The organism is Drancourtella sp. An57 (assembly GCF_002161525.1).
Classification (GTDB): Bacteria; Bacillota; Clostridia; order Lachnospirales; family Lachnospiraceae; genus Sellimonas; species Sellimonas catena.
On record NZ_NFHY01000006.1, the window covers coordinates 58147 to 77503 of the forward strand.

General features: G+C 46.3%; 20 protein-coding genes. 19 read left to right on the top strand and 1 reads right to left on the bottom strand.

Translation table 11 applies throughout. The features are described from left to right. Positions 1-53: 53 nt before the first annotated feature. The 18 genes from B5G11_RS06185 (at position 54) to B5G11_RS06270 (ending at position 18171) form a co-directional block, all read left to right on the top strand. Positions 54-893, top strand: coding sequence for a DegV family protein (locus B5G11_RS06185; RefSeq protein WP_087252552.1), 840 nt, complete (start codon positions 54-56; stop codon positions 891-893). Positions 894-1000: 107 nt separating this feature from the next. Next, positions 1001-1252 (top strand): hypothetical protein, encoded by a 252-nt coding sequence (locus B5G11_RS06190; RefSeq protein ID WP_087252553.1) that lies wholly within the window; start codon positions 1001-1003, stop codon positions 1250-1252. Between the two features lie 246 nt (positions 1253-1498). Beyond that, entirely contained in the window at positions 1499-1936 is a 438-nt protein-coding gene (gene mraZ, locus B5G11_RS06195; protein WP_087168376.1) for a division/cell wall cluster transcriptional repressor MraZ, read from the top strand. 24 nt (positions 1937-1960) lie between these two features. Then, a complete protein-coding gene (rsmH, locus tag B5G11_RS06200) occupies positions 1961-2896 on the top strand; it encodes a 16S rRNA (cytosine(1402)-N(4))-methyltransferase RsmH (protein WP_087252554.1) in 936 nt (311 codons plus the stop codon). A gap of 47 nt (positions 2897-2943) precedes the next feature. After that, positions 2944-3435 carry a LapA family protein gene (locus B5G11_RS06205; RefSeq protein WP_087168331.1) on the top strand — a complete coding sequence of 164 codons (492 nt, stop codon included), beginning with the start codon at positions 2944-2946 and terminating at the stop codon, positions 3433-3435. Positions 3436-3519: 84 nt separating this feature from the next. Beyond that, positions 3520-5316: a penicillin-binding protein 2 gene (locus B5G11_RS06210; protein ID WP_242958949.1), complete on the top strand. Its 1797-nt coding sequence runs from the start codon at positions 3520-3522 to the stop codon at positions 5314-5316. Between the two features lie 60 nt (positions 5317-5376). Continuing rightward, positions 5377-7101 carry a penicillin-binding transpeptidase domain-containing protein gene (locus B5G11_RS06215; protein WP_087252556.1) on the top strand — a complete coding sequence of 575 codons (1725 nt, stop codon included), beginning with the start codon at positions 5377-5379 and terminating at the stop codon, positions 7099-7101. A gap of 96 nt (positions 7102-7197) precedes the next feature. Then, complete coding sequence (gene mraY / locus B5G11_RS06220; protein WP_087168328.1) at positions 7198-8154, top strand: phospho-N-acetylmuramoyl-pentapeptide-transferase; 957 nt, start codon at positions 7198-7200, stop codon at positions 8152-8154. 22 nt (positions 8155-8176) lie between these two features. Then, on the top strand, positions 8177-9532 hold the full coding sequence (gene murD / locus B5G11_RS06225; protein WP_087168327.1) for a UDP-N-acetylmuramoyl-L-alanine--D-glutamate ligase: 1356 nt from the start codon (positions 8177-8179) through the stop codon (positions 9530-9532). A 12-nt stretch (positions 9533-9544) separates the two neighbouring features. Next, positions 9545-10630, top strand: coding sequence for a putative peptidoglycan glycosyltransferase FtsW (locus B5G11_RS06230; RefSeq protein WP_242958950.1), 1086 nt, complete (start codon positions 9545-9547; stop codon positions 10628-10630). 42 nt (positions 10631-10672) lie between these two features. Beyond that, positions 10673-11452: a hypothetical protein gene (locus B5G11_RS06235; RefSeq protein WP_087252557.1), complete on the top strand. Its 780-nt coding sequence runs from the start codon at positions 10673-10675 to the stop codon at positions 11450-11452. A gap of 153 nt (positions 11453-11605) precedes the next feature. Continuing rightward, a complete protein-coding gene (gene ftsZ / locus B5G11_RS06240; RefSeq protein WP_087252558.1) occupies positions 11606-12811 on the top strand; it encodes a cell division protein FtsZ in 1206 nt (401 codons plus the stop codon). A gap of 188 nt (positions 12812-12999) precedes the next feature. Beyond that, positions 13000-13788, top strand: a complete 789-nt coding sequence (locus tag B5G11_RS06245; RefSeq protein ID WP_087252559.1) for a sigma-E processing peptidase SpoIIGA — start codon at positions 13000-13002, stop codon at positions 13786-13788. Beyond that, positions 13785-14525: an RNA polymerase sporulation sigma factor SigE gene (gene sigE, locus B5G11_RS06250; protein ID WP_087252560.1), complete on the top strand. Its 741-nt coding sequence runs from the start codon at positions 13785-13787 to the stop codon at positions 14523-14525. Before B5G11_RS06245 ends, sigE begins: the two co-directional genes overlap by 4 nt. 80 nt (positions 14526-14605) lie before the next feature. Further along, on the top strand, positions 14606-16219 hold the full coding sequence (locus B5G11_RS06255) for an MBL fold metallo-hydrolase (RefSeq protein WP_087168322.1): 1614 nt from the start codon (positions 14606-14608) through the stop codon (positions 16217-16219). A 131-nt stretch (positions 16220-16350) separates the two neighbouring features. Continuing rightward, positions 16351-17127 (top strand): RNA polymerase sporulation sigma factor SigG, encoded by a 777-nt coding sequence (sigG, locus tag B5G11_RS06260; protein WP_087168321.1) that lies wholly within the window; start codon positions 16351-16353, stop codon positions 17125-17127. A 104-nt stretch (positions 17128-17231) separates the two neighbouring features. Next, positions 17232-17921, top strand: a complete 690-nt coding sequence (locus B5G11_RS06265) for an HAD family hydrolase (RefSeq protein WP_087168320.1) — start codon at positions 17232-17234, stop codon at positions 17919-17921. Beyond that, the gene (locus B5G11_RS06270) at positions 17908-18171 is read left to right on the top strand and encodes a glyoxalase (protein WP_087168319.1); all 264 of its coding nucleotides are present in this window, start codon (positions 17908-17910) and stop codon (positions 18169-18171) included. Before B5G11_RS06265 ends, B5G11_RS06270 begins: the two co-directional genes overlap by 14 nt. Positions 18172-18191: 20 nt before the next feature. On the opposite strand, the gene B5G11_RS06275 is transcribed toward B5G11_RS06270, so the two are convergent. Then, positions 18192-18623, bottom strand: coding sequence for a hypothetical protein (locus B5G11_RS06275; RefSeq protein WP_087168318.1), 432 nt, complete (start codon positions 18621-18623; stop codon positions 18192-18194). Between the two features lie 156 nt (positions 18624-18779). Between B5G11_RS06275 and pth the strand changes: the two genes are divergently transcribed. After that, complete coding sequence (gene pth, locus B5G11_RS06280) at positions 18780-19349, top strand: aminoacyl-tRNA hydrolase (protein ID WP_087168317.1); 570 nt, start codon at positions 18780-18782, stop codon at positions 19347-19349. Positions 19350-19357: the final 8 nt, after the last annotated feature.

Below are 19357 nucleotides of genomic sequence, written 5' to 3' on the forward strand. Positions count from 1 at the left end.
AACTACATATTATAGATGCAAAAATCACACCATGGAATGTGGGAGGAATAAAAATGAGTTATAAAGTGATTGTAGACAGCTGCGGAGAACTGACACCTGAGATGAAAAATTCGGGAAAGATTTTTACAGCTCCGCTGATATTGAATGTCGGAGGACATCTTGTCGTAGATGATGAGACATTTGATCAGGCGGATTTTCTGGAGCGGGTAGCAAAATGCAGTGAATGTCCAAAGTCATCCTGTCCATCTCCGGAGTCCTATATGAAAGCATTTCAGGGAGAAGCCGAACGGGTTTATGTGGTGACACTTTCCGCAGAGCTGAGCGGCTCTTTCAACAGTGCTGTGCTGGGAAAGAACCTGTTCCTGGAAGAGTATGGCGAAAAAGACATCTATGTATTTAACTCACGGTCTGCATCGGTAGGAGAGACGCTGATAGCAAAAAAGATTATGGAATGTGAAGAGCAGGGGATGACCTTTCAGGAGGTTATCGATGCGGTAGAGACATACATCGACGGACAGAATACGTATTTTGTTCTGGAGTCACTGGAAACCCTCAGAAAAAACGGAAGACTCACCGGATTGAAAGCGCTGGCGGCATCGGTGCTGAATATCAAGCCTGTTATGGGGGCGACAAAGCAGGGCATCATTATCCAGCATGGGCAGGCCAGAGGCATTAACAAAGCACTTGTTAAAATGGTGGACCGCGTGGTGGAGGAGATTGTCCAACCGGAGGAAAAGATTCTCGGTATTGCGCATTGCAACTGTCCGGCACGGGCAGAGCTTGTAAAGGAAATGCTCCAGAAGAGGATTCCGCTTAAAGAGGTCATTGTGCTCGATACAAGAGGAGTCAGCAGTATGTATGCCAATGATGGCGGTGTGATCATTGCCGTATAATGCAGACGGAGATTGTGTAAGAAATGTGAAATCAGGATTCAAAACTTGTATTTGCATGGTGAATGTGTTATCATGTATACCAGTTGAGTGCAAAAGGAGTAACAGATATGAGCCTGACAAAAGCAGATTCTTATAAAAATAACAGGGAAAAAAGAAAAAAGGAAGAGAAAAAGAAAAAGCTTCTGTTCCGTCTGAAGACGGCTCTGGCGGCAGTGATTATTGTACTGATTGTTGTCTGGATCGGATTTTCCGGATATCAGAAGATTGAAAAGAGCAGACCGAGAGCAAGTGTGACAGCTGATTATTCCGCGTTTGAGGAATATCTTAATGGCCTGAGCGGCACAGAAGAAACGGAATAAGATCCTATGTAATGAAAGGCGAAAAGGCAGTATGGTTTCATCCATACTGTCTTTTATTTTGTTCCGGGAAAAGCCCGCAGGACTCTTAACAGACGTGAAAACCTGTAAGAAATTATTAAGAATCATTTTGGAAAAAACACTTGAAAAAGCAGGGTGTGTGGTTTACAATGGTTTCAAGTGGTAGAAAGTGGAGAGAAGTGGTACAAAATGGTGGAGGCCATCCCCATTTTGGAAGAAGGTGATTGTATGTTGAACGGAGAATTCAATCATAGTATTGATGCAAAAGGCCGCCTGATCATCCCTTCCAAGTTTCGCGAAAGTCTGGGAGAACATTTCGTGATAACAAAGGGAATGGACGGCTGTTTATTTGTGTATCCGGACGACGAATGGAGTGCCTTTGAGGAAAAACTCCGGGAATTACCACTTACAAACAAAAAAGCCAGAGACTTCAAACGTTTCTTTCTTGGAAGCGCTGTCGATGGTGAACTTGACAAACAAGGTCGAGTACTTATCTCTTCTGCCCTGAGAGCATATGCCGGACTGGAAAAGGAAGTAGTTCTGGCAGGTGTCCTTGACAAGATTGAAATCTGGGACAAGAAAGCCTGGGATGCACATAGTGAAGAAGTGGAAGCGGATATCGATGATATCGCAAGTGACATGGAAGATCTGGGCCTTAGTATTTAAGATCATATGATGGAGGAGAACGCCATGGCATTTGAACACAAATCAGTATTGCTGGAAGAGGTCGTAAATGGTCTGAACATCAAGCCAGACGGCATTTACGTAGATGGAACGCTTGGTGGAGGCGGACATGCTTTTGAAGTGTGTAAGCGGTTAAACGACAAGGGGAGTTTTATCGGAATAGACCAGGATGCCGCCGCGATTGAAGCGGCAGGAATCAGGCTTCGCAGTTTCGGGGAGAAGGTTACAATAGTAAGGAGCAATTATTGTGATATGAAGCTGCGGCTCCGGGAATTAGGCATTGACAAGGTGGATGGGATTGTCCTCGATCTGGGCGTATCGTCCTACCAGCTGGATACGGCAGAGCGTGGATTCTCATACACAAAAGATGCACCGCTCGATATGCGGATGGATACGAGGCAGACAAAGACGGCTGCCGATATTGTCAATGGATACAGTGAGATGGACCTTTTTCGGATTATCCGGGACTATGGAGAAGACAAATTTGCGAAGAATATTGCAAAGCATATTGTTCAGGCGAGGGAAAAAGGTCCTATTACAACCACTGGCGAGCTTACAGAGATTATAAAAGCATCGATTCCAATGAAGTTTCAGAAGATGTCAGGACATCCGGCCAAGAGGACGTTTCAGGCGATCCGGATTGAGCTGAATCAGGAACTGACAGTTTTGAAGGAATCTTTGGATGAGATGATTGATTTATTAAATTCAGGAGGAAGGATCTGTATTATCACTTTCCACTCACTGGAAGACCGGATTGTAAAGGAAGCATTCCGACGGAATGAAAATCCGTGTACATGTCCAAGTCATTTTCCGGTATGTGTATGCGGGAAGAAGTCAAAAGGAAAGGTCATCACCAGAAAGCCGATCCTTCCGGGGGAAACAGAAACCGAGGAAAACAGCAGATCAAAAAGTGCAAAGCTCCGTATTTTTGAACATGTCTGATACGGGATGGAATACGGAAATACCAGACACAGAAAGAAGGAACGTGTATGGCAGCAGGAAAGAAAAGAAAACAGGGAAATGACATCTATATGTATGATAATCTTGTCCGGGTCAGACAGACACAGGCGGAGCAGAATACAGATGGTTACGAAGAAGAAAAGCAGGTGAGTCCTCAGACAAGGAAAAATCAGCGCAGAGCGATGAAACTCGGCTTTGGATATGTGACATTTCTGGCCGGGGCAGTGGCAGCGGCATTATTTGTCTGTTTCCATTATGTGGGAGTCCGGGCGGATCTGGATAAGCAGACAAGAAAGATTGAAAGCCTTCGCACGGAAATCACCAGCCTGAAAGAAAAAAATACATCGGAATACAACTATATTGCCAACTCTGTCAATCTGGAGGAAATCCGGGAAAGGGCTGAAGAACTTGGAATGGTCTACGCGGATTCGTCTCAGATCGTGAAATATCAGAGTGCAGGCACTCATGAAATCAGACAGTATGAAAGTATTCCGGAGGATGGGGAAGCATCGGATAAATAACAGCATATTGACAAGGGGAATTACATGATAAAAAGAAAAAAAAGAAATGAATTCCGACATTTTCCAAAAAAATTTCCAAAGAAAATGAAGATAAAGCTGGTAGGAGTGTTTACGGCAATCGTACTGGCTTTTGTTTTTTTGACAGGCAGGGCAGCGGCTTTAAATCTCACAAAAGGAGACGAATACCAAAAACAGGTGATGAGCCAGATGCGAAGCGGAAGTCAGACGATCCCGTTTAAACGGGGTGATATTCTGGATACGAATGGTACGGCGCTTGCGACAAGTGAACGCTCCTACAATGTGATTCTGGATGTGGCAGGGCTTCTGGAAACAAAAACGACATATCAGAACAAACGGATCAATGCTACAGTGGAGGCACTTGTAAGTGCATTTGGACTGGATGAGCCGGAGCTCCGGGAGATTCTGCAGGATCAGGCGGACAGCAGATATGTCATACTGAAATCCAATGTGGATTATGAGACAGGAAGAGACTTTCAGAGCCAGATGGATCAGAATGCCGATATTGTGTGTGTGACACTGGAAGATTCGTATGTAAGAACTTATCCTTATGGAACGCTGGCAAGCGATGTGATCGGATTTACCTCATCCGGAAATGTTGGGACGATCGGGCTGGAGGCATATTATAACAGCGAATTAAACGGAACGGACGGAAAGAGGACCGGATATCTGTCATCCGGATCAAGTTCGGAAAGTGTAATACAGAGCCCGACGGACGGCAATTCGATTGTTACAACAATTGACGCCAATCTCCAGGCGATCGTCGAAAAACATATTCTCGCATTGAACGAGCGTCTGCGGGACAATGACCATGAAGGAGAAGGGACAAAAAATACAGCCGTCATCGTCATGGATCCGAATACGGGAGCCATTCTGGCTGAGGCGAGTTACCCGAATTTTGATCTGAATAATCCAAGGGATCTGTCAGAGTACTATACCACGGAGGAGCAGGAGGCAATGACGGATGAGGAACGTCTGGATACTCTGAATGCGCTCTGGAGAAACTTCTGTGTCAGTGACACGTTTGAGCCGGGATCTACAATGAAACCATTTACAATGGCGGCAGGATTTGAGACGGGAAAACTGACAGGAAATGAAACGTATGTCTGTACCGGCTCTTATTCCTATGAGGGAGTGGCAAATCCGGTTTCCTGTATTGCAACAAACGGACATGGGACAGAAACATTAAAGCAGGTTTTGGAAAATTCATGCAATGTTGGTATGATGCAGATTGCTGAAGTGCTTGGTGCGGACGATTTCTGCCGGTACCAGCATCTGTTCGGGTTTGGAGAATATACCGGAATTGATCTTCCGGGAGAGGGAGATACATCAAATCTTCTTTATTCGGCTGACAACATGCAGCCGATTGACCTTGGAACCAACTCGTTTGGTCAGAACTTTAATGTGACAATGACACAGCTTGCGGCCGGATTTTGTTCACTGATCAATGGCGGGAACTATTATGAGCCGTATCTTGTCAAAGAGATCCGCAATGCCAACGGAGATGTAGTGGAGACAAAAACACCGGTACTGGCGAGAAAAACGGTTTCTCAGGAGACCTGTGACATTCTGAAAGACTACATGTATGGAGTTGTGCAGGAAGGAAGCGGAACATCGGCCCAGGTAGAAGGATATGCAATTGGTGGAAAGACGGGAACAGCGGAAAAACTGCCAAGAAGTGAAGGAAAGAATCTGAACTCCTTTATCGGCTATGCGCCGCAGGAAAATCCGGAGGTCATGATCTACGTAATTGTGGACGAACCGAATCTTGCGCAGCAGGCAGCAAGTTATCTCGCAACGGGCCTTGCAGCAGATATTATGGAAGAAGCATTTCCATATCTGAATATCACAAAAACAGAATAAAAAGAATAACCTCACAGAAGGATTAATAAGTTATATCAATCACTTCTGTGAGGTTTTTTGATGAAAAACAAAACCTATAATAAAAAGAAGATACTGATTGTCTTTCTTGCCGCCACTGTCATGATTCTTGGACTGATCGGGAGGCTCTGCTATCTGATGATTTTGGACGCGGAATATTATCAGAAAAAGGCGGAAGATCTTCATGAGAGAGAACGGGAGATCAAAGCGGCAAGAGGGGAAATTGTAGACAGAAACGGCAAGGTGCTGGCTACCAACAAGACTGTCTGCACGGTTTCCGTGATACACAGTCAGATTGAAGAACCCGAGGCAGTAATCAGGGCGCTAAGCAGCACTCTGGAACTGGAGGAAAGCGAGGTGCGGAAAAAGGTGGAGAAGGTATCCTCCATGGAACGGATTAAGACCAATGTGGAAAAGGAGACCGGAGACAAGATCCGGGAGATGAACCTGGCGGGGGTCAAAGTGGATGAAGACTTTAAACGGTATTATCCATATGAAGAACTGGCGAGCAAGGTGCTTGGATTTACCGGAGGAGACAACCAGGGAATCATCGGGCTGGAAGTAAAATATGAAGACTATCTGAAAGGAGAAAACGGGAAAATTCTCTCGACAACAGATGCCAGAGGAGTGGAACTGGAAGGTATAGCGGAAGACCGGATTGAACCGTCAGCGGGAAATACGCTTCAGATCAGCATTGATTATAATATCCAGAAATACGCACAGCAGATGGCACAGAAGGTGATGGAGGAAAAACAGGCGGATAAAGTGGCCATCATCCTGATGAACCCGCAAAACGGGGAGATCTATGCGATGGTCAACTGGCCGGAATTTAATCTGAATGAGCCGTTTGAACTGCCGGAAGGCGTATCTGCTTCCTCGGAGGAAGAAAAGCAGGAACTTCTGAATCAGATGTGGAGAAACGGGTGTATCAATGATACCTATGAACCGGGATCCACCTTTAAGATCATCACCTCCAGCGCCTGCCTGGAAGAAGGGGTAGTCGATCTGGATGATACATTTGTGTGCCCTGGATATAAGATTGTAGAGGATCGGAGAATCCGGTGCCACAAAGTAGGAGGACACGGGGCGGAGACATTCGTGGAAGGAGTGCAGAATTCCTGTAATCCGGTTTTTATGGAGATCGGGCTCAGACTGGGAGCGGAGCGGTTCTGCGATTATTTCGAGCAGTTCGGCCTGATGGAAAAAACCGGGGTGGATCTCCCGGGAGAGGCAGGAACAATCATGCACCGGCTGGAAGATATCGGGGAGGTGGAACTTGCCACCATGACTTTTGGCCAGTCGTTCCAGGTAACGCCGGTTCAGATGGCAGCGACAGTCAGTTCGCTCATTAACGGGGGAAAACGTGTGACACCGCACTTTGCGGTATCGGTACAGGACGGTGAGAGAGGGAGGACGATCAAGACATTTTCCGATAAGCAGGGAAAACGGATTGTTTCGGAAGAAACATCGAAGACCATGCAGAAAATTCTGGAAAGTGTCGTGTCAGAAGGCTCCGGGAAAAATGCCTATATCGAAGGATACAGCATCGGAGGGAAAACAGCGACATCTCAGACGCTTCCAAGAAGTGCCAATAAATACATCTCTTCCTTTATCGGTTTTGCTCCTGCCGAGGATCCGCAGGTTCTGGGAATGTGTGTCATTTACGATCCCCAGGGAATCTATTATGGCGGAACGATCGCAGCTCCGGTCGTGAGGGAGATTTTCGATGATGTGCTTCCGTATCTGGGAATTGAAAAAGAAGAGTGAGCGCAGGCGGTAAGCTTGCAAAGACAGGGCAAATACGTTATAATTGAACGCAGGCATAAGGCCTGTTTAGAAACCAAAGGATGAAGAGGTGCAGATATGGATTATACATTTGTAATTCCGGTTCTTATATCATTTGTGCTGAGTGTGATTATGGGGCCGATCGTGATTCCAATTTTACGAAAAATGAAGATGAAGCAGACAGAACGTGTGGAGGGAGTGGAGTCCCACCTTCAGAAGGCGGGCACACCGACGATGGGAGGAGTCATGATACTGGCTTCGATTGTCATTACATCCCTTTTTTATGTGAAAGATTATCCGAAGATCATTCCGATTCTGTTTGTAACGCTTGGATTTGGACTGATCGGTTTTCTGGATGATTATTTGAAAGTAGTGATGAAGCGTTCCGACGGGCTGTATCCGAAACAGAAATTCGCACTTCAGATTGTAGTTACGGCAGTATTTGCCTATTATCTTGTCAATGTCACCAATACACCGCTTACACTTTTGATCCCGTTTTCCGGGGGAAAATACTGGAACATTGGATGGCTTGCCATTCCGCTTTTGTTTGTAGCGGTGATTGGTACGGTAAACGGTGTCAATTTTACAGACGGACTGGACGGTCTTGCCTCCAGCGTGACGGTGCTGGTTGCTACCTTTTTTACGGTTGTCGCAGTGGGAACAAAGAGCGGGATCGAACCGGTCACCTGCGCGGTAGTAGGAGCTCTGATGGGATTTTTGCTGTTTAATGTCTATCCGGCCAGTGTTTTTATGGGAGATACGGGTTCGCTGGCACTTGGGGGATTTGTGGCATCCACGGCTTATATGCTTCAGATGCCGATTTTCATTATTATTGTCGGCCTGATTTATCTTGTTGAAGTGGCTTCCGTCATGATTCAGGTCACATACTTTAAAAAGACAGGCGGAAAAAGAATCTTTAAAATGGCCCCGATCCACCATCATTTTGAACTTTGCGGGTGGTCGGAGACAAGGATTGTGGCAGTATTCTCAATTATAACGGCGATTTTATGTCTGATTGCGTTGCTGGCACTGTAAGATAAGAAAGGACGGGAAGAAGATGTTTGACGGTAATGGAAAAAAGGTACTTGTGTTTGGCTCGGGAAAAAGCGGAATCGGCGCTGTAACACTGCTTGAGCACGAAGGTGTTGAGACGATTTTGTATGACGGAAATGAAAAGCTGAGCAGAGAGGAAGTGGCAGGCCGTCTTCCGGAAGGATGCAGAGCAGAGATTGTAATCGGAGCATTTCCGTACGAGAGAGTGGATGAGATTGGGATGCTTGTGCTGAGCCCGGGAGTCCCGACTGATCTTCCGGTTGTGCAGGATATGGAAAAGGCCGGAATTCCTGTCTGGGGAGAAGTGGAACTTGCAAGCTGCTTTGGAAAAGGAGATGTGCTGGCGATTACCGGAACGAATGGAAAAACGACGACGACAACACTCCTTGGAGAGATTATGAAAGCATACAAACCGGAAGTTTTCGTTGTGGGCAATATAGGAAATCCGTATACGCTGGAAGCATTGAAGATGACACCGGCCAGTGTGACAGTTGCGGAAATCAGCAGTTTCCAGCTGGAGACGATCCACCGGTTTGCTCCGAAAATCAGCGCGATCCTGAATATCACACCGGATCATCTGAACCGTCACCATACAATGGAAAACTACATCAAGGCCAAAGAGGCAATTACAGAAAATCAGACAAAAGAAGAGTTCTGTGTACTGAATTATGAGGATGAAGTCCTCAGAGAGTTTGGAGAAAAGACGAATGCGACTCCATTTTTCTTCAGCAGTAAACGAGAACTGGAAACGGGAATTTTCTTAAAGGACGGGGAGATTATCTTCCGGAATCCGGATGAGGTACGGGTGTGCAAAACAAACGAGCTTCAGCTCCTTGGCACACACAATTATGAAAATGTGATGGCAGCTGTCGCCATGGCGGCACTTTACGGCGTCCCGATGGATACGATCCGGGATGTTATCCGAAGATTTTCAGGAGTGGAACACCGGATCGAGTACGTGACGGAAAAGAACGGCGTAGCTTATTACAATGATTCCAAGGGAACGAATCCGGATGCTGCAATCCGGGGAATCACTGCGATGAACCGTCCTACGGTCCTGATCGGAGGAGGCTTTGATAAGCAGTCGGAATACGATGAGTGGATTGAGAGTTTCCACGGAAAAGTGAAAAAGCTGATTCTGATCGGCGAAACAAAAAAGAAGATCGCCGAGACGGCCAGAAAGTGCGGCTTTACAGCGTATATGTTTGCGGATACACTGGAAGAGGCGGTGACACTTGCAAGCCGTGAGGCAAAAGAGGGAGATGCGGTACTGTTATCTCCTGCATGTGCAAGCTGGGATATGTTCGGAAGTTATGAAGAACGTGGAGAGAAATTCAAAGAGTTGGTAAAATCGCTGTAAGGAGAGGATAGATTGAAGCAGGCGGAAAAACCGGAGTCCGGAGGAATTGACAAAGTCCTTCTGGTGATCGTTTTTTTACTTGTGATAACGGGATTGGTGATCCTGTACAGTACCAGTTCCTATAATGGAAGGATAAAATTTGGAGATTCTTTCTATTATTTAAAAAAACAGATATTTGCTACAACGCTTGGCATTGCCGGGATGTACGCAGTGGCAAAGACCGATTATCATGTCTGGGCGAAGCTTGCTGTACCAGGATATATTCTGGCGATTGTGCTCTGCATCGCCGTCATGCTGTTTGGCGATGAATACAATGGTTCCAAAAGATGGCTGTCTTTGGGACCATTTTCTTTTCAGCCGTCAGAGTACGTCAAAGTTGCTCTGATCGTGTTTCTGGCATGGCTTGTGACAAGAAATGCAAAGAAGATCGGAAAGCTTTCCATCTTGTTTCGGATCATGCTTTTCGCTCTGCCGGTTGTGGGTCTTGTAGGAGCAAGCAACTTAAGCACGGCAGTAATCATTCTTGGAATCGCCGTGATCCTGATTTTTACGGCCAGTCCCAAATATGGCCAGTTCATCTGGATGGCGGTGACAGGGACCGGCTTTATGGCAGTCTTTCTCGGCCTGGAAAGTTACCGTCTGGAGCGGATCGCGATCTGGCAGAATCCGGAGAAGTATGAGAAAGGATATCAGACCCTTCAGGGGCTTTACGCCATCGGATCAGGAGGACTGTTCGGGAAAGGACTTGGAAGCAGTATCCAGAAGCTGGGTTTTGTCCCGGAGGCGCAGAACGATATGATTTTCTCTATTATATGTGAGGAACTGGGGCTTGTGGGAGCGGTTCTTGTTATTCTGCTGTTCTTCCTTTTGATCTGGCGCTTCTTTGTGATCGCATCTCACGCACCGGATCTTTTCGGGGCACTGATTGCGGCAGGAGCCATGGGGCATATGATGATTCAGGTGATTTTGAATATAGCCGTTGTAACTAATACAATTCCCAATACCGGAATTACCCTTCCTTTTATCAGTTATGGGGGAACATCTGTTGTTTTCCTTCTCGTGGAAATGGGGCTTGTATTCAGCGTTGCCAGTTGGTAAAATAAAAGCGTTAATGATAGGAAAAATACAGGAGGCACATCCATGAATGATCAGATTGTGCAAAGGGATGAGAAGAGAAAGAGGATCAAGCGTACCAGGCGAAGGCAGATTCTGACAAGACTGGGAACAGGGGCAGCTGTCATTGCCGGCATCATCGTGTTTCTTCTTTTGTTCCAGCTCAGAGATATCCGGGTGAGGGGGAACGATTTTCTTACAGACAGCGAAGTAAGCCGGTACATCCGTGAACAGGGAGGGGATGGGAATTCTCTGGTTCTGCTTTTAAGCACAAAACTGGGAGACTATCCGGAGCCGCCGACTGTCGAAAGTATGGAATTTCATATGGTGAATCCCTGGACGATCCGGGTGGATGTGAAGGAAAAAAGTCCGGCCGGGTATGCCAGACGGGATGAGGAATATGTCTATTTTGACAACGAAGGCATGGTTCTCGGGGTTACGGATAGCCAGAGAGACGGTCTCAGTCTTGTAGAGGGGCTTGATGTTTCGAAAGCCGAAAAAGGAAAGAAACTTACCGTTCAGGATTCTTCCGTATTTGAATATATTGTCCGGATCCAGGAAATTCTTGGAAGAAGCGGGGTCAGCCCGGACCGGATTGTATGCGATGGAGAAAATCTGACACTGTATTTCGGGAACATCTGCGCGGAACTTGGAAGCGGGGATCCGCAGGAGAAGGCGGCACAGCTTCCGGCTATTCTTGAGAAGCTGGAAGGACAGAGCGGGACGCTCCATCTGGAACATTATGGAGAGCTGACGGAGACGATCCGCTTTGAAAAAAGTGAAACAACAGAGGGATCAAATACCTGAAAGTACCATAGGAATCTGGCGTAAAAAAATCGAAAAATAGGAAAAATTCTATTGAAATTTAGAAAGAAAGACTATATTATATAGTATATATGGCAGAATACATGAACTAGTAGGGTGTATAAATAATAAAGCATAACAAAGGAGGAGACACTCTTGTTAGAAATTAAGACAAATGAATCAGAAGCAGCAGCAAAAATTATCGTCGTTGGTGTAGGTGGAGGCGGTAATAATGCTGTCAACCGCATGATAGATGAGCAGATTGCTGGAGTAGAATTTATCGCCATCAACACAGACAAACAGGCTCTCTCATTCTGCAAGGCCCCTACACTGATGCAGATCGGAGACAAGCTCACAAAAGGACTTGGAGCAGGAGCAAAGCCGGAAGTTGGAGAAAAAGCAGCAGAAGAAAGCGCAGATGAGATCGCGGCAGCACTCAAAGGCGCAGACATGGTATTTGTTACATGCGGAATGGGCGGCGGTACAGGTACAGGTGCAACACCGGTTGTAGCACGTATCGCAAAAGAGCAGGGATCCCTGACAGTCGGCGTTGTTACAAAGCCTTTCCGTTTTGAATCCAGAGCCCGTATGAATAATGCACTTGCCGGCATTGAAAAATTAAAAGAAAATGTAGACACACTGATTGTCATTCCGAATGATAAGCTTCTTGAGATTGTCGACAGAAGAACAACGATGCCGGATGCACTGAAAAAGGCAGACGAAGTGCTTCAGCAGGGTATTCAGGGAATCACAGACCTGATCAATGTACCATCCCTGATCAACCTTGACTTTGCCGACATTCAGACAGTTATGATCGACAAGGGTATCGCCCATATCGGAATCGGACACGGAAGAGGAGATGACAAGGCGCTGGAGGCTGTAAAACAGGCTGTATCCAGTCCGCTGCTTGAGACAACAATCTCAGGAGCATCTCATGTCATCATCAATATTTCCGGTGATATCACTCTTATGGATGCAAGCGACGCAGCAGAGCATGTTCAGGAGCTTGCAGGAGAAGATGCAAACATCATCTTCGGTGCTATGTATGATGAATCCAAGTCTGATGAAGCAACAGTGACGGTCATCGCGACGGGTTTACATAACAGCAAGGAAAGTACAGCATCCAAGCTGAAATCCAAAATCGGAACAGCCAGATCGGCAGGATCTGTATTTGCCGAGACTCAGGATACATCCTCTCTTAAATCAGATATGGGGAGAGTGACAAGAATGCCGCAGCAGCCGAGGACATCTGCAGCACCGGAAAGCAGCACAACTGCTCAGTCTTCCACACCATCCTACTCTGCAGGAACGGGAAGAGTAAAAGAGCAGACTATCAAGATTCCGGATTTCTTTAAAAAATAAAAAGTGAATTAAGATAATCAGAAGGTATGGAGGCGAGAGTTTCCATACCTTTTTTCTATGTTTGCATGTCGAAAGAAAACAAGTTTCTCTGTCAGTTTCTGACAAAATTTCAAGTTCCTTTTTTTTATAATACTATTTGTTCGTATACTGAATCGATTTAGCAGCGACAGGAGAAAAGAGGGTGAAGCATGTATTATGAAATCTACATGGATGTATTCTTCCTCGTCAATTTTATGATGGATTATCTGCTTTTAGCAGCGGTGTGCAGGATGCTGGCCGGTGATTTCCGGAGAAGACGGGTGCTTCCGGGAGCGGTTCTGGGCTCTTTGCTGACCTGTCTTACGATAATGCTCCCGGTTCCCGGCTTTGTGAAACTGCTGCTATACCATGTAGCGGTGAATACGGTTATGCTCAAAGCGGCAATTCCCGTACACGGCATGAGGGAGTTTGTGAAAGCTTTTTTTATGCTTTACGGGGGCGGATTTCTGTTGGGCGGTATTTTTAGCTTTTTCGGGCAATATATTCGTACAGGAAGTCTTTTTTTTCTGTTTGCCGTTGTCAGCTATGAACTGATGCAGGCGGTGTGGGCATTCTGGCGTCAGATGCAAAGGCAGAATCAATATACCTGCGAACTTCTGGTGGAACAGTCCGGGAGGAAGGTACGGCTGAAAGGACTGATTGATACGGGAAACAGCCTGACGGATCCGCTTACCGGACAGCCGGTCTGTATCGTGGAAAGAGAGGCGGTCGAAAGCCTTATGGAGAGCACGCAGAAAAGGCGCTATATCGGTTTTCGGTCTGTCGGAAATGAGCATGCCAGACTGCTTCTGGTACAGTTTGACAGTCTATATCTGCCGAGGAAAGAGAAAAAGCAGATCTGTGATATCTGGATCGGGATATCGGATACCAGGATTTCAACAGACGGAACATACCGGATACTTGTAAATCCGGATATTTTTAGGAGGGGATGTAAATGATTATGAACATTACGGTGCCGAACACATTCGGACAGAAAATTTTTCCGGCTTTCCGGACATGGCTTTTTCCGGAAAAGCAGGAAGTGTATTACATAGGAGGTTCAGATATTCTTCCGCCGCCACTGGAAGTGGAAGAAGAGGCAAAGGCGATTGAACAGCTCTGTACGGAACAGCATGAGGACGCAAGAAAGCAGCTCATCGAGCATAATCTGCGGCTTGTTGTTTATATCGCAAAAAAATTCGACAATACAGGAGTCGGAGTGGAGGATCTGATTTCGATCGGTACAATCGGCCTGATCAAGGCGATCAATACATTTAATCCGGATAAAAATATCAAGCTTGCGACGTATGCATCCAGATGTATTGAGAATGAGATTCTGATGTATCTCAGACGCAACAGCAAGACAAGACTGGAGGTTTCCATAGATGAGCCGCTCAATGTAGACTGGGACGGAAATGAACTGCTGCTTTCTGATATTCTCGGAACAGAAGAAGATACAATCTACAAGGATATGGAAACGGAAGCGGAGAAAAACATGCTGATCCGGGCCGTGGGGAGACTTTCTGTCAGAGAGCGCAGAATCGTAAATATGCGGTTCGGGCTGGGAACTCCGGACGGAGAGGAAATGACACAAAAAGAAGTGGCGGACGTGCTTGGAATCTCACAGTCTTACATATCCAGACTGGAAAAAAAGATTATGATACGTCTGAAAAAAGAAATTACAAAACTGGAATAAAAATTCAGAAAAAGGGAGAAGAAACTGATAAAAAGTGATACAATATCTACATACGATACCACAGGAAAAGGGGCGATGTTATGAAACTAAGATTTATAGGTGCGGCACATGAAGTGACGGGAAGCTGCCATCTTCTGGAAGCGTGCAATAAACATATTCTGGTAGACTGCGGGATGGAACAGGGGCCGGATCTGTACGAAAATCAGGAAATCCCGGTGTCGGCGTCCGAGATAGACTATGTACTCCTGACCCATGCACACATTGACCATTCCGGTAATCTGCCACTCCTTGTCAAGAACGGATTTCAGGGAGATATTGTATCGACCTTTGCGACTGCGGATCTGTGCAGCATTATGCTTCGTGACAGTGCGCATATCCAGGAATTCGAGGCGGAATGGAGAAACCGTAAGGCCAGAAGAAGCGGCGCACCATTCTATGAGCCTCTATACACGATGCAGGACGCGGTGGATGCGGCGGCATTGTTTTCACCATGTGACTACGGACAGAAGATTGTACTTTGTGACGGGATTGAAGTCCGGTTCAGCGATGTGGGACATCTTCTCGGCTCCGCATGCATTGAGGTGTGGATCACAGAAGACGGAGAAACGAGAAAGATCGTATTTTCCGGCGATGTAGGAAATATCAATCAGCCGATTATCAAGGATCCATCGACGGTTAAAGCAGCAGATTATGTGGTCATTGAATCTACATACGGAAACCGGACACATGGTGCGGGAATTCCGGACTATGTGGGCGATTTCACGAAAGTGATACGGGAAACATTTGCAAAAGGCGGAAATGTTGTTGTACCGTCCTTTGCGGTAGGAAGAACACAGGAACTGCTTTATTTTATCCGGGAGATCAAGGAAAAAAATCTCCTTCCGGAGTATCCGGACTTTGAAGTGTACGTGGACAGTCCACTGGCCATTGAGGCAACCAATGTGTTTAATAAAAATATGCTGGGATGTTTCGATGAAGAAGCAATGGAGCTCGTGAATAAAGGAATCAATCCACTCCGGTTTTCCGGATTGAAACTGACGACAACAAGCGAAGAATCCAAACAGATCAACTTTGACGAAAAGCCGAAGATTATCCTTTCTGCTTCCGGTATGTGCGAGGCGGGACGGATCCGGCATCATCTGAAACATAATCTGTGGAGAAAAGAGTGCACGGTTCTTTTTGTCGGCTATCAGGCAGCGGGAACGCTGGGACGCAAACTGATAGAAGGAGCGGAGTGTGTCAAGCTGTTCGGAGAAAATGTAGAAGTCAATGCCAGAATCTGTACACTTCAGGGAATCAGCGGGCATGCGGATAAAAACGGGCTGCTGAACTGGCTTTCCGCTTTTGAAACGCCGTTGAAGCATGTGTTTGTCGTACACGGGGAAGACCAGGTGACGGATGAATTTGCCGCATCCATCAAAGAGACACTCGGATACGAAGCGTTTGCGCCGTACTCCGGAGCATGTGTGGATCTGATAGAGGATGAAATCTTAAGCGAGGGAGTCAGAGTGCCGAAGAAGTCTTCCGAGAAACCGGCCAGAATCCGCGCAAATCAGGTGTTTGGCCGTGCGGTTTCCGCGGCAAAACATCTGCTGGATGTTGTTATGAAAAACGAAGGGCTTTCCAATAAAGATCTCGCGAAGCTGGAAAGTCAGATTTTGAATCTTGCTGACAAATGGGACAGAAATGATTAGTACCTGTTAAGAAGAGCCGAATTGTCAAGGACTAAAAGTTTTTTTATTTTTTTCCATACTGAATAAGAGGATGCCGGGATGTGCATGATTTCTGTTAGAAAGGCAGAGTTGCCGTGACAGGAGGATGTACGATGGCATTGAACAAAGTAGAAATATGCGGAGTGAATACTGCAAAACTTCCGCTTTTGAAAGAGGAAGAAAAAGAGGAACTGTTTGCCCGGATCAAAGAAGGAGACGAAGAGGCAAAAGAAAAATACATCAAGGGAAATTTAAGACTGGTGCTCAGCGTGATCAAGAGGTTCGCGGGAAGCAATGAAAATCCGGATGATCTCTTTCAGATCGGCTGTATCGGCCTGATCAAAGCGGTTAATAATTTTAATACGGAGCTGGACGTCCGGTTCTCTACTTATGCGGTGCCGATGATTATCGGAGAAATCCGAAGATACATGCGGGACAACAATTCCATCCGCGTCAGCCGGTCGCTGCGGGACACAGCATACAAGGCGATCTATGCGAAAGAAAATTATGTCAAAAAGAATTTAAGAGAACCGACCGTTCAGGAGATTTCCGAAGAGATCGGAATTGCAAAAGAGGATATCGTATTTGCGCTGGATGCAATCCAGGCTCCGGTCAGCTTGAATGAGCCGGTTTATAATGACAGCGGAGATGCACTGTATGTGATGGATCAGATCAGTGATAAAAAGAACAAAGAGGAGAGGTGGATTGAAGATCTGTCTTTGCAGGCGGCGATGGAACACCTGAATGAAAGAGAAAAATATATTATCCGTCTCCGTTTTTTCGAAGGGAAAACCCAGATGGAGGTGGCCAGAGAAGTAAATATCTCCCAGGCTCAGGTGAGCAGACTGGAAAAAAATGCGCTCCGTCTGATGCGGCAGTATCTGGACTAAGGAAAAAGAACGCCTGCCGGGCGTTCTTTTTTTGTTGAAATTTTGGCAGGCATATATTATGCTATACGTGTAGAAAGTACTAAGAAAAGAATGAGGCAAAGAAAATGTATAAGGCTTGTATTTTTGATCTGGATGGAACATTGACAGATACATTGGAGTCCATGACACGCTCGGTAAATCTGACTCTGGAGCGGATGGGGCTGCCGGTGATTACCCTGGAACAGTGCCGGGAGTTTGTAGGAAGCGGCGCAAGAAAGCTCATGGAGAGGACATTAAAGGCGTGCGGAGATGAAGATCTTGTGCGTATTGAGGAAGCCATGGAGATTTACGGCAGGGTATTTGCAGAAAACTGTACGTATCATGTAAAGCCGTATGACGGAATTGAAAAGATGTTAAAGGCACTCAAGGAAAGAGGGATTTATCTGGCTGTTCTTTCCAATAAGCCGGACGGACAGACAAAGGATGTGGTCCATACTTTTTTTGGAGATGCAATATTTGACTATGTACAGGGACAAAAGGAAGAGATTCCGAGGAAACCGGACCCGGCAGCTGTCTTTGCGATTATGGAGATGGCAGGGATCAGCCGGGAAGAATGTGTCTATATCGGGGATTCCGATGTGGACATGTGCACCGGAAACAATGCCGGGGTAATGACGGTCGGTGTCAGCTGGGGATTCCGGTCAAGAGAAATCCTGAAGGAAACAGGGGCGGATGTGATTATTGATCATCCGGAAGAACTGACCGTGATCGTAAATAATACCAAAGGTGAGGAGGGAAAGAATGAACGGATTTAGTGAAGAATGTATCGAAGTGTTTTTAAGAGATCAGTCACAGCTTTTTGATGAACCGGTCGCTGAGACACCGGAAGAGGCGGAAGCTTTCCTCGAGGACTGCATGGCAGTTGTGCTGGATTCGCTCGAAGAGGTAAAAGAATATCTGGAAGAGTCCGGAGCGGATGTGGATGGAATGACACTGCAGGAAATCGAAGATGCGTCCGAAGTGTTTGTGCTTCCGGAAGGGAAGTATCTGGTTGTAGAAGGATAAGGGAAAGCCGGGGCAGCATATCAGTCTGCCTCGGCTTTTTTCAGCGCTTTTTGGATGGTATCAAGAATCAGGTTGGAAGTATAGGAATCGTCCTCTCCGGATTTGATCTGATCTGCCGACTGCGTTTCGATGATCTGTCCGGCAATTTCTTCCATGGCCGGCTGAACAAGAGGATACATGGTTTCCACGCTTTCATCCAGATTGGAAAAACGGATAGAGTTGATATGATTTTTGTCGACCGAAACTTCCACTTCCAGCGGCGTGTTATTCAATGTCATGCTGGCTGTGTAGATGCCGGGAGTGTATTCTTTGGACGTCTGCTTTTTTCCGGAATGATCCGGAAGGAACATAAAAAGAAGCAGAAGCACAAGAAGAATGCCAAGGGCTGCAAAAATGGCGGTATAGATAATTTCCTTCATGTGAAAAACGACGATTCTGGTTTTGGAACTCATAAGTGAAAAGACCTCCTTTCAGTAATGATGAATCCTGCAGCACCACGGGATTATGTCTTTATAAATATATGTGACGTCGGAAAAAATTATGCGGCGTTGCCAAACGCGGCTTTTTGCGGTAGAATAGAAAAATACGAAAAAGAGAGGTAGAGATGCATGTTTATTATCGCAGGATTAGGAAATCCGGGATCAAAGTATGAAGACACACGGCACAACGTCGGTTTTGATGTCATAGACCGAATTTCGAAAGAATACCATATAGCAGTTGATACAAGAAAACACCGGGCGCTGATCGGAAAAGGGGTTATCGACGGCGTAAAAGTGATTCTCGCAAAACCCCAGACCTTTATGAATCTAAGCGGGGAAAGTATCCGGGAGCTGGTGGACTATTATAAGGTGGATGAGGCCACGGAGCTGATTGTTATATATGATGATATCAGTCTGGATGTGGGTCAGCTCAGGATCCGGAAAAAGGGGAGCGCCGGCGGACATAACGGAATTAAAAATATTATCGCCCACCTTGGGCACGATGTATTCATGCGTGTGAAGGTCGGTGTCGGGGAGAAGCCGAAGGGCTATGATCTGGCGGATTATGTACTGGGCCATTTCTCAAAGGAAGAGAAAGAGAAGATGGAAGTGGCATATGAAAAGGCAGTACAGGCCGTCAGAATGGCCGGACTTGGAGAAATTGACGAAGCGATGAATCAGTTTAACCGGAAAGGCTGATGGAAGGA